The sequence below is a fragment of the Enterobacter sp. B79-1 genome (assembly GCF_057444735.1).
Map to the genome: position 1 here is coordinate 326,520 of NZ_JBYAZJ010000002.1, position 13,345 is coordinate 339,864.

Consider the following 13,345-nt stretch of genomic DNA (forward strand, 5'->3'; position numbering starts at 1 on the left):
CCGGATACGCGCAGCGTTATCCGGCATTTTCCCCGGCGGCGCGGTGCTTGCCGGGGCTACATCTGAGGACTCATGCTATGCCTGATGACCATCGCGTTTACAGTTATTCCGCCGTCCTGATGGGATCGCCCATCCTCCTCAAACTCTTTTCCCATGACGAAGTCCTCGCGTCCCGCGTATTTCGCCTGATCAAACAGTACGAAGACCTGCTTACCGTTAACCGTGCGCATTCGCAGGTGATGGATATCAACCATGCGGCCGGTCAGCATCCGGTTGCCGTCAGCCGTCCGGTGTTTGAGCTGATTCGCTGTGCGAAAGCGGCAAGCGTGCTTAAAGACAGCGCGTTTAACCTGGCCATCGGCCCGCTGGTGAAACGCTGGAAAATTGGCTTTCAGGGCGATAGCGTTCCGCCTGCCGATGAAATTTCGGCACTGCTGGGCATAACCGATCCTGCGGATGTGGTGCTGAATGAACCGGACAGCAGCGTCTTTCTGCTGAAAGCGGGAATGGAGATCGACCTGGGGGCCATTGCGAAAGGCTATATCGCCGACAGGGTACGGGATTATCTGCACAAAGAGGGCGCCGGGCTGGGGCTGATCAACCTCGGCGGAAACATCCAGACGTTAGGCTCACCGGAAGGGGGCTGGAGCGTCGGGTTGAAAAAACCGTTCGCCGGTGATGCGCTGATTGGCGCGATGGCGGTAGAGAACCGATCCGTCGTGACCTCGGGAACGTACGAGCGCTACTTCGAACAAAACGGCAGGCGCTATCACCATATTCTCGACCCGCGTACCGGGTATCCGCTGGATAACGAGCTGGATAGCGTCACCATCGTGTCGAAAGATTCCATTGACGGCGATATCTGGACCACGCTGATGTACGGCATGGGCGTTGAAAAGGGCTGCGCTGCGCTGCGCGCTCGTCCTGATATTGAAGCGATTTTTGTGACCAAAACAAAAGAAGTGGTGATCTCCTCGATGCACCACTTCCGCTTCACGCTGATGGATAACGGCTATCGCGTTACTGACAATACTGTTTGAGTAACCCCGTTTGCTCCGGCTGCAGCCGGTAGCGATACACCGGACGCCCGGTCGCGCCGTAGTGAATGCTGGTGAACAGAATGTTGATTTGCGCCAGCCAGATTAAATACTTACGGCAAGACACCCGCGAAATATTGACCGCGTTCGCCAGGTCATCGGTGGAAAACTCCATCTCCGGGTGTGCGTCGATCCACTGGCAAATCGTGCGCAGCGTTTGCGGCGTTAACCCTTTCGGCAATTTCTTGCTGTCGGCGAGTTCCGGCGCACCGCCGTGGATCAGTCTGTCCACGTCCGCCTGCTCATAATACTGGTGGGATCCCATCAGGCTGTGCTTTGCCTTCCAGCCGTTCAGCGCCTCTTCAAAACGCGGGAACTGGAAGGGTTTGATCAGGTAATCCACAACCCCGTAATGCATGGAGGTCTGGATAGTGGTCGCATCGGACGCTGACGAGATCATAATCACATCAATCGGACGGCCTGACGCACGGATGATCGGCAGGAGATCGAGCCCGTTATCCTGCTGCATGTAGACATCCAGCAGCACCAGATCGACGGGCTGGTTCGGGTTATTGATAATGGCCTCGGCCTGGTTGAGCGTGGAGGCGACGCCGCAGCAGCTAAAGCCTTCAACACGGTTAACGTACAGACGGTTGAGGTCGGCTACCATGGCGTCATCATCGACAATTAATACATTTATCACGCGATATTCCTCTCGCTATCCCAGGGGATGTGAACAAAAAATTGGGTAAATACGCCAGGCTCAGATTCGACGGTGATATCGCCGCCCAGATTCTGGATTTGCTGACGCGCAAGGAACAGCCCAACGCCCCGGTTTTCACCTTTTGTTGAGAAGCCCTTCGTAAAAATAGCCTCCAGCTGAACCGGATCGATACCGGGGCCATCGTCGCTGACTTCACAGCTGAGCCAGCCATTTTGATAGTGTAACAGCAGAGTGATTTCGCCTTCCGGCTGGCCTTCCATTGCGTCCAGTGCGTTTTCAATTAAATTACCGAGCACGGTGACCAGCACCGCAACCTGCTCTTCATTGGCGGTATCCGGTATCTGGCACTCATCTGCCAGCGTGAGCGTGATGCCCGCTTCTTTGGCACGGTGAATTTTACCCAGCAAAAAGCCTGCGATAACCGGTGATTTGACTTTGCTCTGGATGGTGCCAATGTCCGTCTGGTAATTATGCGCCGTCTGGAGGATGTACTCCTCCAGTTTGTCATAGCGCTTAATATTCAGCAGGCCCAGGATCACGTGCAGTTTATTCATAAATTCATGGGTGTGGGCGCGCAGGGCATCAACGTAGTTGACCATCCCATCGATGCGCTGCATCAGCTGGCTGATTTCCGTTTTATCGCGGAAGGTGCTGATCGCCCCGATCACCCGATTCTGACTTTTAACGGGCACCATATTACAGAGCAGCAACCGTCCGTTGCAGCTGATCTCCTGATCCTGACGCGCCACCCCGGTTTTCGACACGTCGCGCAGGCTGGCCAGCAGCGGTTCGCTGGCGTTTTCGGTCTGTTTGCCCGACGGCAGGAGCAAAATCTCTCTGGCAGCGTGGTTAATCATCGTCACGCGGCCGTGAATGTCGACCGCCAGAACCCCTTCCCGGAGCGACTGCAGCATCGCCTGACGTTGTTCAAACAGCGCGGAGATCTCGTACGGCTCCAGCCCAAACAGGATGCGTTTGAGCACGCGGACAAGGCCCCAGATCGCCAGCGAGCTCATTAAGATGCTGAATAACACGGTCCAGAGGGCGTTAAGCCGCCCGCGGGTGATTTGCTCTTCAACTTTTTTAAGGGAGATGCCGACCACCACCACGCCGATCTGCTCTTGCTGCGCGTCATAGACGGGCGTAAAGACGCGCAGCGCTTCGGCGAGCGCGCCCCGGTTGACGGAGACATTCTCTTTACCTTCCAGCGCGGGTGTTAAATCGTCACCGATAAAATGCAGCCCCAGCAGCGCTTCGTTCGGGTGAGAGTAGCGGATCCCACGCATGTCAGTGACCACGGTAAATAGCAGATCGTTACGTTTTGTCACCGCCTGGGCGAGGGGCTGAATAATATCCGCCTGGGGCGCTTGCATCAGGCCGCGTTTGACTTCAGGGCTGTCCGCAAGGGTGCGGGCAATGCCGAGCGCGGTGTCTTTGACATCATCGCGGGTCGCACGGGTGATTTGCACAGAATAGAGCGCAAAGACCAGCAGCAGCACGGAACCGATAATCGCGCACACCATCAACGTGACGAGGGTGTTCAGTTTCATAGGGCGCTTGCGCGTCAGGGGGAAGGGCTGCAAATCGCTCATCAACACTCCGCGATGATTATAAAGAGGTAATTATCGCTGATGACGCGCTTTTCTTAAAGCCATGTAAAAGCATGTGTTTGGTCCTCTTTTCGTGACCCTCCTCTCATGTGACCTATATAAAACACTTTATAGTGTGTGGGTACTCATAATAAGGAGGCTGTTTATGAGCATTATGTTTACCGGTTCGGTCAAGGAAAGACGGCACGCCAGCACGATGAATATCGACAGATTGTCCACGCTGGACATGCTGAACGTCATTCACCAGGATGATGCACAAATCTCTTCTGCTATTACCCCTTTCTTAACAACGATTGCGCGCGTGGTGGATAACGCTGCGGCGACGCTCAGTCATGGCGGGCGGCTGGTGCTCGTCGGCGCGGGGCCTTCAGGACGTATAGCAAGGCAGGCGGCTGATGAGTACGCGCCGGGTAAACATCCCGTTATCGCCATTACGACGGACGCTGAAGCGGCAAGCTACGAGCGCGGCGTTGCCGACCTGCAGGCGCTTAAGTTTGGCGAGCACGACATGATGCTGGCGGTAACCGTCAGCGGAAAAACACCGTGGGTATGGGGGGCCATGCGACATGCATGGTCGCTGGGTTCACCGGTCGCGGTGATGACAGGTGATGCGCAAAGCGAGGCGGCACAGTTAGCGAGTATGGTGATTGCGCCTGAACTGGGGCCTGACGTGGTGGCGGGACACGCCAATGCCAAAGCGGGGATTGCGCAAAAAATGATCCTCAATATGGTGACCACAGGGCTGGCGGTGAGGTCCGGGCGCGTCTACAGCAACCTGCGCGTGGATCTGGAGGCAACCAGCACCAAATGGTCTGAGCGGCAAATCGCGATAGTGATGGAAGCGGGCGGATGCACCCGGGCTGAAGCGAAGGCGGCGCTGGAGAGCTGTAACCACAACTGCAAAACGGCGGTGTTGATGGTACTGACGGGGCTGGATGCCTGGAAGGCGCATGAACTGCTGGCGCAGAATAACGGGTTTATTCGCGTGGCGTTGCAGGAAGCGCCATAGCATTTCACCGTTGCATAAAAAAAGCCCGCGAATGCGGGCTTGAGTATTTCTGGGGATTAGAACTGGTAGGTCATGCCTACGCCAACGATGTCGTCGGTCGCGATGCCGTTGTCGTTGTAGAACGCGTCATCTTCGTCCAGCAGGTTGATTTTATAATCAACATAGGTGGAGAAGTTTTTGTTGAAGGTGTAGGTCATGCCCAGGTCGATGTAGTTAACCAGATCCTGGTCAACATAATCATAGCCATTGCCAGGGTGATAGTCGTTACCACCCAGATCAACGCCCTTAGAGTATACCCATGCCAGGGATGGACGCAGGCCGAAGTCGAACTGGTACTGTGCTACGGCTTCAAAGTTCTGAGTTTTGTTGGCGATACCGTCACTGCCGTATGGCGTCATGTTACGGGTTTCGGCATACATCATCGCCAGGTAAACATCATTAGCATCGTATTTCGCGCCGATGGTCCAGGCTTCCGCACGTTCGCCGCCAGCATATTTGCTGAAGCGGTTGTAGCTGCCTGCGCCATAAGCAACCTGCTCGTTGGTGCGGTCAGAGGAAGAGTATGCAGCACCCAGACTCAGACCAAAGTCGAAGTCATAGGAGGTGGACATACCGAAGCCGTCGCCGTTCTGGAAACGTACATCTTCATGACCGTTTTTGGTGCCTTCCTGAACATCGATATTATTACCATTTTGATCTTCGTGTGGACCGCCTTCATTATTGCCCTGATACTGCAGCGCAAAATTCAGACCATCAACCAGGCCGAAGAAACCTGAATTACGGTAGGTTGCCAGACCGTTAGCGCGGCCATTCATAAAGTTATCGGTCCAGGTGTAAGAATCGCCACCGAATACTGGCAGCATATCGGTCCAGGCTTCAACGTCATACACGACGCCGTAATTACGGCCGTAATCAAATGAACCGAATTCAGCGTATTTCAGGCCAGCGTAAGCCAGACGGTTAAATGATTTATCACCAGCGCCTTCGGTATCGTTAGCGTAGGTTTTATATTCCCACTGGCCATAACCCGTCAGGTCGTTGGTAATCTGTGATTCGCCTTTGAAACCAATCTGCACGTAGGTTTCATCGCCGTCGTCGCCAGCGTGGTCAGAGAAGGTATGACGTGCATCGACTTTACCGTACAGATCGACTTTGTTGCCGTCTTTGTTGTACATCTCAGCTGCGTTTGCTGCGCCAGACATTAATAATGCGGGTACAAGAATTGCCAGAACTTTTCTTTTCATTATATATTCCCTTTAAAGATAATTTATATGAATATATGTAATCACCCTCCGTAATTACGTGTTTGATACTATTCTATGGCCAGGTAATTTGGTTCAAAAATAAATGTAATTAAATTAGTAAAAATATTGCAAAATATTTCTTTTAATCTCTTTATTTTTCATGTGAATTAATTTATTGAAAATATAGCTGGTAATTATTATTAAGTATTTCGAATATCTATTTTTCAATTAATTAAATTTGGCTATGTTATAATACACCTTTAATTTTAATAACAGGAAAGGATGATGGAACTCACTCAGTGGCAACAGCGCTTCGAATCCTGGCTTGATCAACATCACGCATGCGACGACGCCGCGCATGATATTTCACACTTTCGTCGCGTCTGGATGACGGCGCAGAAAATCATGCCTCATCACAACGCTGACCCGCTGGTGGTAATGACGGCCTGCTACTTTCACGACATTGTTAGCCTGCCGAAAAATGATCCCGAACGCAGCCAGTCCTCACGGCTGGCTGCGCGTAAAACGCGTGATATTTTGCAGCGCGATTTCCCGGATTTTCCGCCAGACAGGTATGCCGCGGTTGAACACGCCATTGAAGCACACAGCTTCAGCGCCGGGATTGCGCCACAAAGTCCCGAGGCAAAAATAGTCCAGGATGCCGACCGGCTGGAAGCCTTAGGCGCTATCGGTCTGGCGCGCGTTTTTGCCGTATCCGGTGCGCTGGGTGTCGCACTGTTTGATGCGCGCGATCCGTTTGCGGATTCCCGTGATGTAGACGACAAAGCCTTCGCCCTCGATCACTTCCAGACGAAGCTGCTGCGCCTACCTGAGACGATGCAAACCGACGTGGGGCGTGAGCTTGCCCGACATAATGCCGATTTTCTGATCCAGTTTATGGCGAAACTGAGCGCTGAACTGCAGGGCGACTGCCTGGGGCTGGATGACCAGGTATTGAGCCGCTTCCGTCGGAGTGTGAGCCGGTAAACTGTGGTAATCTGTCCCCAGTCTTTATTGCCCGGTTAAGAGAATGCAGGAAATACGATCAGTGATTGAGCCCGCGCCAGCGCAGGCTGAGAAATCAACGGCAGCCGTGCAGGCATTACTGCGGCAGCTGCTGGATATCTATGATGTTAAGACCCTTGCCAACCAGCTGGTAGCCCATGGAGAGAGTCACTGGAGCCCGGCAATACTCAAAAGACTGCTGATAAGCGACAGGGCAGGGCAGCGCATGAGCGACGGCGAGTTCCGCTATCTGCAAAATCTGCTGCCGCGTCCTCCCGCCGCGCATCCAGACTATGCGTTCCGCTTTATCGATCTGTTTGCCGGTATTGGCGGCATCCGCCACGGTTTTGAAGCCATTGGCGGGCAGTGCGTGTTTACCAGCGAGTGGAATAAACACGCGGTGCGTACCTATAAGGCCAACTGGTATTGCGATCCTGATGAACACCATTTCAACGCTGACATCCGCGATGTGACCCTGAGCCACAAAAGCGGCGTCAGCGACAAAGAGGCCGCAGAGCATATTCGGCAAACCGTTCCTGAGCACGACGTGCTGCTGGCGGGCTTCCCGTGCCAGCCTTTTTCGCTCGCCGGGGTGTCGAAAAAAAATGCCCTGGGACGCGCCCACGGGTTTGCCTGTGATACGCAGGGCACGCTGTTTTTTGACGTAGTCCGCATTATCGATGCCCGCCGACCGGCCATATTTGTGCTGGAAAACGTTAAAAACTTAAAAAGCCATGATGGCGGGAAAACCTTCCGCATCATTATGCAAACGCTGGATGAACTGGGCTACGACGTGGCCGATGCGCAGGACATGGGCGCAGACGATCCGAAAATCATCGACGGTAAATATTTCCTGCCGCAGCATCGCGAACGTATCGTGCTGGTAGGTTTCCGCCGGGACCTAAATCTGAAAGGCGATTTCACCCTGCGGGATATCCCGTCGCTGTATCCGGCGCGCCGAACGAGCGTGGCCGATCTGCTGGAGCCAGCCGTTGACGCCAAATTTATCCTGACGCCGGTACTGTGGAAATACCTCTACCGCTATGCCAAAAAGCACCAGGCCAAAGGCAATGGGTTCGGTTTTGGCATGGTGAACCCAACAAATCCAGACAGCGTGACCCGCACCTTGTCGGCGCGTTATTACAAAGATGGCGCAGAGATCCTCATCGACAGAGGCTGGGATAAAGCGCTGGGTGAAAAAGACTTTGACGATCCGCAGAACCAGCGTCATCGCCCACGTCGCTTAACCCCGCGTGAGTGTGCGCGGCTGATGGGGTTTGAGTCGCCGCAGGGCTACAGTTTCCGTATTCCGGTGTCAGACACCCAGGCTTACCGTCAGTTTGGTAACTCGGTGGTCGTGCCCGCGTTTGCGGCGGTGGCGAAACTGCTGGCCTCACGCATTAAACAGGCTGTGGCGCTGCGTCAGAGCGAGGCCGTCAATGACGGACGTACACAGTAAAGCAACGCGCAGTAAAAACATGCGTGCCATCGGTACGCGTGATACCGCCATCGAAAAACGGCTGGCGGAATTACTGACGCAGGCCGGTTTTGATTTTCGCGTCCAGGATGCCTCGCTCGCCGGGCGTCCCGATTTTATCCTCGACGCGTATCAGTGCATTATCTTTACCCACGGCTGTTTCTGGCACCATCACAACTGTTACCTGTTCAAGGTTCCCGCAACGCGAACCGATTTCTGGCTGGAGAAGATCGGCAAGAATGTAGAGCGGGATAAACGCGATATTGCGACGCTGCTTTCTCAGGGCTGGCGGGTATTAGTCGTGTGGGAGTGCGCCCTGCGCGGCAGGCTAAAATTGAGCGACCTGGACCTGACAGAGCGGCTGGAAGAGTGGATCTGCGGCGGCGCGGAGGCCGCGCAGATCGATACGCAGGGGATTAAGGTTTCTCCACCTCGCACGGCGTGACGACCGGTTTCGCAGGCAGCAAATATTTGCCCAATGTTACCAGCACCACCGCAAAAACAATCACACCCAGCGCCAGCCATTCAACCGTCGATAACACTTCTCCCGCGAAACCGGTACCGAGCAGGACGGCGACCACCGGGTTCACGTAGGCGTAGCTGGTGGCGACGGCCGGGGAGACATTGCGGATCAGGAACATATAGGCGTTAATGGCAATAATGGAGCCAAAGAGCGCCAGATACCCCACGGCCAGGAAGCCAGACAGGTCCGGCATCGTTGTCAGCTTCTCACCCATCAGCGTCGAGGCAATCAGCAGCACGATACCCGCTGCGAGCATCTCAATCGCGCCTGCCATCATGCCGGAAGGCAGTTCAATCCTTGAGCCGTAGACGGAGCCAAACGCCCAGCTCATGGAGCCGACCATGATCAGCAGCGCACCCCATGGGTTTCCGCTCAGATTGCCACCGCTGTTGAGCAGGATGATCCCCGCCAGCCCGATGCCGATCCCCAGCCATTCCAGCTTGCGGGTGCGGATACCGAACAGGCGGCTAAAGCAGAGGGTAAACAGCGGGACGGTGGCGACCACCACGGCGGCGATCCCGGACGGTACATTCTGGTGCTCCGCCACGGTCACGGCACCATTCCCAACGGCCAGCAACAGAAAGCCAATCAGTGCTGCGTTGAGCAGCGGACGGAGTGGGGGAAGCTTGTGGCCGCGCAGCAGCAGAAACGTTATCAACAATACGCCCGCAGAGAAGAAGCGGATCCCTGCCATCATCAACGGGGGCCAGCTTTCCACACCGATTCGAATGACAAAATAGGTGGATCCCCAGATGATATACAGCGAAAAAAGTGCTCCAATGAGCGGTAATAGTTGCCGGAAACGCATAGTCCCTCACGTCGAAATAAAAAGTTCGCTCATAGTAAACGCCAAAACTATCGGCCTGGCGAGTGCTTTAATTGTGGTCTGGATGTGAATTTTTTGTTGACGTCAGCTGCCTGTTTCCGGGTGTCCGGTTTTGTTCCATACTATTCACTTAATTAGCAAAAAAAGAAGGATAGAGATTTTGGCAGGAAGTAGCTTATTAACATTACTGGACGACATTGCCACCTTGCTGGATGACATTTCGGTCATGGGAAAACTGGCGGCCAAAAAGACCGCCGGTGTACTGGGGGATGATTTATCGCTGAACGCGCAGCAGGTCACCGGCGTAAAGGCTAACCGGGAGTTGCCGGTGGTATGGAGCGTGGCGAAGGGGTCCTTTATCAATAAGGTGATCCTCGTTCCGCTCGCGTTGTTGATCAGCGCCTTTATCCCCTGGGCCATCACGCCGCTGCTGATGATTGGCGGCGCGTTTTTGTGCTTCGAGGGGGTCGAGAAAGTCCTGCACTCTTTTGCCTCGCGTAAGGAGAGCGACACGCCAGAGGTGCGCCAGCAGCGGCTGGAAGCCCTGGCCGCTCAGGATCCTTTGGCGTTCGAACGAGATAAGGTGAAAGGGGCCGTCCGCACTGACTTTATTCTCTCGGCCGAAATCGTGGCGATTACGCTGGGGATTGTGTCAGAAGCGCCGCTGGTCAATCAGGTTATGGTGCTTTCCGGCATTGCGATTCTGGTGACCGTGGGCGTTTACGGCCTGGTGGGGCTTATCGTCAAGCTGGATGATATCGGCTACTGGCTGGAGGAGAAATCGAGCGCGGTAGCACGCGGTATCGGTAAAAGCCTGCTGACGCTGGCCCCCTGGCTGATGAAAAGTTTATCGGTCGTGGGTACGCTGGCCATGTTCCTCGTCGGCGGCGGGATTGTCGTGCACGGTATTGCGCCGCTGCACCATGCGATTGAGCATTTTGCCTCGGCGCAGGGGGCGGTTGTCGCCGCTATTTTGCCGACGCTGTTGAATCTGGTGCTGGGCTTTATCATTGGCGCTATCGTGGTCGCTGCCGTAAAAGCAGTCGAAAAAATGCGTGGAGCCTCGCACTAATTGCTACCCGAACAGGGATGCAAAAAGACCATTCCTCGTCTAAATTGAAAAAGTTTCACCCTGATACAGGAGGCGGGTATGGTCTTTTTGGTCAGTGATGAAGTTAAGCCGAAGAACGGTGGTCCGCGTATGATTGTCACAGGTTATTCCAGTGGTATGGTGGAGTGCCGGTGGCATGATGGTTATGGCATCAAGCGGGAAGCGTTTCGTGAAGACGAGCTTCAGCCGGGGGACGGACGGCAACATCGCGAGAAGGCTTAATCACTCTAACGCCCGGTTCGCCGGGCGTTTTTATGTGACATTCAGGGAGTGTGTGTGCAGCGCGATACCTATGTTGTAAAACGATCTCTTCAGCAATGGCTGCATCAGCGTAGCAATCCCGGCCTGATTGTTAATCTCTGTTTTATTATTGTCCTGGTCTTTTCCACGCTCCTCACCTGGCGTGAAGTGGTGGTACTGGAAGATGCCTATATCTCCAGCCAGCGTAACCATCTGGAAACGGTCGCAAATGGCCTGGACAGGCAGTTGCAGTACAACGTCGATAAACTGCTTTTCTTCCGTCACAGCATGCGCGATGCGCTGCAAACACCGCTGGCATTCGGTGTGCTGCACAATGCGGTGACGCGTTTTAATACCCTGCGGAACACCACAAACTGGCAAATCGCGGTGGACGAAAATCGCACGTTACCCATCAACGGGGTGTCCGATGCGTTCGTTGAAAAAACCACGCTGCTCAACCGTGATAACGATCGCCTGGCAAACGAACTCTCTGCTGCCCTCGAAGTCGGGTACCTCCTGCGTCTGGCGTCATCGCACAGCAGTAACGTGGAGCGGGTGCTGTATGTTTCCCGCGCAGGGTTCTTTATCGCGACCGATACGCCTGCACAACCGAGAGATATTTCTCCCCGCTATTATCAGCTGGTCACGCAGCCCTGGTTTTCACAGCAGTCTGAGCGTGAAAACCGCGCACGTGCCGTTCGCTGGTTTATTTCGCCTCCGTCGCCATTTATCGGGAACAAGCGGCTTATTACCGCCAGCGTGCCGATCTATTACGACCATTTCTGGTATGGCGTGGTGGCGATGGATATCAGCGTTGATACGATGAAACAGCTGCTGGTGGAGGCCATGGACAACCATACAGAAGGCGAATACCAGCTTTACGACACGCGCCTCAATATGATTGCGACCTCAGAATCACCTGAAAGCCAGGTTAACCACTTCGATGCAAGCGAGCTGGCGCAGATAGCTCACGCTATCGAGTCCGACACGGAGGGTGGGATTCGTCTGGGTAGCCGCTTTATCAGTTGGGAACGGCTCGATCATTTTGAGGGCGTTGTCCTGCGCGTGCATACGCTACATGAAGGGGTTCGCGGGGATTTCGGCAGCATCAGTATTGTGCTGGCGTTACTCTGGGCGCTTTTCACCGCCATGCTGCTGATCTCCTGGCTCGTGATCCGGCGCATGGTCAGCAATATGTATACGCTTCAACACTCGCTTCAGTGGCAGGCCTGGCACGATCCGCTGACCCGCCTGAATAATCGCGGGGCGCTGTTTGAACGGGCGAATGCCCTTGCGAAGCAATGCCAGCAGCAGTCCCTGCCGTTGTCTGTCATCCAGATCGATCTGGACCATTTCAAGGGTATCAATGACCGCTTCGGGCATCAGGCAGGGGATAAAGTGTTGTCGCACGCCGGAGGATTGATTGCGAGTGCGCTGCGCGCCAATGACGTGGGCGGCCGTGTGGGTGGCGAGGAGTTCTGTGTCGTGCTCCCTGGCCTGACGCTCGAGGAAGCGGCAAATGTTGCTGAGCGGATCCGCGCACGGATCGACAGCAAAGAGATTCTGGTTAAGAAGAGCGTCACTCTGCGCATCAGTGCCTCACTGGGCGTCAGCAGCGCGCAGGAGAAGGGTAACTATAATTTTGAGCAGCTGCAGTCCATTGCCGATGCGCGGTTGTATGAAGCAAAGCAGGGGGGACGCAACTGCGTCGTCTGGCGCGATCACAACAAGAAGTGATCGAGCCCTTCGCGCCAGCCCGCGGGGCCGGGATGCTGCGTGTGATAAACCCGTTCTGGGCTATCGTTCTGCAGCGAAATGCCCTGGCGGTTAATGCCTTTGATCACCACCGCAAAGTCGACGCTGTCTAACAGCGGAGCGTCGTTGGGACCATCGCCCAGCCCAAGGGATGTCCACGCAACACGCTCCTGCAGAGAATACTGTTCAGTCAGCCATTTTACCGCCACATCCTTGCCGCAGCGCGCGTCCAGGACGTGCCAGAATCTCGCCCCCTGTACAAACTGCAGGCCATGCGGTTCCAGCGCCTCTTCAAAGCGCGTCATTTGCGCATCGCTGTCGCGCCAGATTAACGTCAGGGACGCTTCATGCCTGCGCGCAAGCAGCGAACGGGAAGGCGTCAGTCCGGTCCATTCACTGATTACCCGTTCATTCACGTCATCAAAGGTGGTGAATTTAACGTGCGTTTGCAGTCTGATCTGCTCGATGATGTGACGAATCGTAGGGTGCGACATCCCCGTGATGCGCCGGGCAGGGGGATCCCAGCGAACATCAGGCTGAATGACCGCCCCGTTTTCCGCTATGAATGGCAGGCCTTCCAGGCCTAACTCCTGCTGGATGTCGAGCATCTCAGCCGCCGTCTTGCTGCTGCAAAGGATAACGGGGACCTGTTTATCCCGTAGCCGCTCCAGCCATGCGGCGGCAGGCTGCCAGTCATAGGTATGAATATCCAGCAGTGTCCCATCCAGATCGGTGAAAATCAGCAGTGGATTCTGAAGCGAAGGCATAACGGCTCCTGATGACT

At 54.9% G+C, this 13,345-nt stretch carries 13 protein-coding genes; 8 read left to right on the forward strand and 5 right to left on the reverse strand.

The features are described from left to right. The first annotated feature begins 77 nt into the window (after positions 1–77). Positions 78–1,040 (forward strand): FAD:protein FMN transferase, encoded by a 963-nt coding sequence (locus AC2T6E_RS09300; RefSeq protein WP_348552664.1) that lies wholly within the window; start codon positions 78–80, stop codon positions 1,038–1,040. Here the strand turns inward: AC2T6E_RS09300 and dcuR are convergent. After that, complete coding sequence (gene dcuR / locus AC2T6E_RS09305) at positions 1,021–1,740, reverse strand: two-component system response regulator DcuR (RefSeq protein WP_010432304.1); 720 nt, start codon at positions 1,738–1,740, stop codon at positions 1,021–1,023. The two genes, AC2T6E_RS09300 and dcuR, sit on opposite strands and share 20 nt — an antisense overlap. Beyond that, positions 1,737–3,353 carry a sensor histidine kinase gene (locus AC2T6E_RS09310; protein ID WP_010432306.1) on the reverse strand — a complete coding sequence of 539 codons (1,617 nt, stop codon included), beginning with the start codon at positions 3,351–3,353 and terminating at the stop codon, positions 1,737–1,739. The genes dcuR and AC2T6E_RS09310 overlap by 4 nt, the downstream gene beginning before the upstream one ends. A 163-nt stretch (positions 3,354–3,516) precedes the next feature. Here AC2T6E_RS09310 and AC2T6E_RS09315 point away from each other — a divergent pair, with 163 nt between their 5' ends. Then, positions 3,517–4,380 carry an N-acetylmuramic acid 6-phosphate etherase gene (locus AC2T6E_RS09315; RefSeq protein WP_486691453.1) on the forward strand — a complete coding sequence of 288 codons (864 nt, stop codon included), beginning with the start codon at positions 3,517–3,519 and terminating at the stop codon, positions 4,378–4,380. Between the two features lie 56 nt (positions 4,381–4,436). On the opposite strand, the gene ompC is transcribed toward AC2T6E_RS09315, so the two are convergent. Further along, entirely contained in the window at positions 4,437–5,624 is a 1,188-nt protein-coding gene (ompC, locus tag AC2T6E_RS09320) for a porin OmpC (protein ID WP_108417538.1), read from the reverse strand. A gap of 285 nt (positions 5,625–5,909) precedes the next feature. Here ompC and AC2T6E_RS09325 point away from each other — a divergent pair, with 285 nt between their 5' ends. The 3 genes from AC2T6E_RS09325 to AC2T6E_RS09335 all read left to right on the forward strand — a co-directional run bounded on the left by AC2T6E_RS09325 (position 5,910) and on the right by AC2T6E_RS09335 (position 8,551). Next, positions 5,910–6,611: a phosphohydrolase gene (locus tag AC2T6E_RS09325; protein WP_348552791.1), complete on the forward strand. Its 702-nt coding sequence runs from the start codon at positions 5,910–5,912 to the stop codon at positions 6,609–6,611. Positions 6,612–6,672: 61 nt separating this feature from the next. Further along, entirely contained in the window at positions 6,673–8,088 is a 1,416-nt protein-coding gene (locus AC2T6E_RS09330; RefSeq protein WP_427353216.1) for a DNA cytosine methyltransferase, read from the forward strand. After that, complete coding sequence (locus AC2T6E_RS09335) at positions 8,069–8,551, forward strand: very short patch repair endonuclease (protein ID WP_108417541.1); 483 nt, start codon at positions 8,069–8,071, stop codon at positions 8,549–8,551. The genes AC2T6E_RS09330 and AC2T6E_RS09335 overlap by 20 nt, the downstream gene beginning before the upstream one ends. On the opposite strand, the gene yedA is transcribed toward AC2T6E_RS09335, so the two are convergent. Further along, entirely contained in the window at positions 8,523–9,437 is a 915-nt protein-coding gene (yedA, locus tag AC2T6E_RS09340) for a drug/metabolite exporter YedA (RefSeq protein ID WP_108417542.1), read from the reverse strand. The two genes, AC2T6E_RS09335 and yedA, sit on opposite strands and share 29 nt — an antisense overlap. A 178-nt stretch (positions 9,438–9,615) precedes the next feature. Here yedA and AC2T6E_RS09345 point away from each other — a divergent pair, with 178 nt between their 5' ends. The 3 genes from AC2T6E_RS09345 to dgcQ all read left to right on the forward strand — a co-directional run bounded on the left by AC2T6E_RS09345 (position 9,616) and on the right by dgcQ (position 12,543). After that, positions 9,616–10,527, forward strand: a complete 912-nt coding sequence (locus tag AC2T6E_RS09345; RefSeq protein ID WP_010432327.1) for a DUF808 domain-containing protein — start codon at positions 9,616–9,618, stop codon at positions 10,525–10,527. 78 nt (positions 10,528–10,605) lie between these two features. Next, the gene (locus AC2T6E_RS09350) at positions 10,606–10,788 is read left to right on the forward strand and encodes a YodC family protein (RefSeq protein ID WP_010432330.1); all 183 of its coding nucleotides are present in this window, start codon (positions 10,606–10,608) and stop codon (positions 10,786–10,788) included. A 54-nt stretch (positions 10,789–10,842) separates the two neighbouring features. Further along, positions 10,843–12,543 (forward strand): cellulose biosynthesis regulator diguanylate cyclase DgcQ, encoded by a 1,701-nt coding sequence (gene dgcQ / locus AC2T6E_RS09355; RefSeq protein ID WP_108417543.1) that lies wholly within the window; start codon positions 10,843–10,845, stop codon positions 12,541–12,543. On the opposite strand, the gene AC2T6E_RS09360 is transcribed toward dgcQ, so the two are convergent. Further along, positions 12,528–13,328 carry a mannosyl-3-phosphoglycerate phosphatase-related protein gene (locus AC2T6E_RS09360; protein WP_108417544.1) on the reverse strand — a complete coding sequence of 267 codons (801 nt, stop codon included), beginning with the start codon at positions 13,326–13,328 and terminating at the stop codon, positions 12,528–12,530. The genes dgcQ and AC2T6E_RS09360 overlap by 16 nt on opposite strands. Between the last annotated feature and the right edge of the window lie 17 nt (positions 13,329–13,345).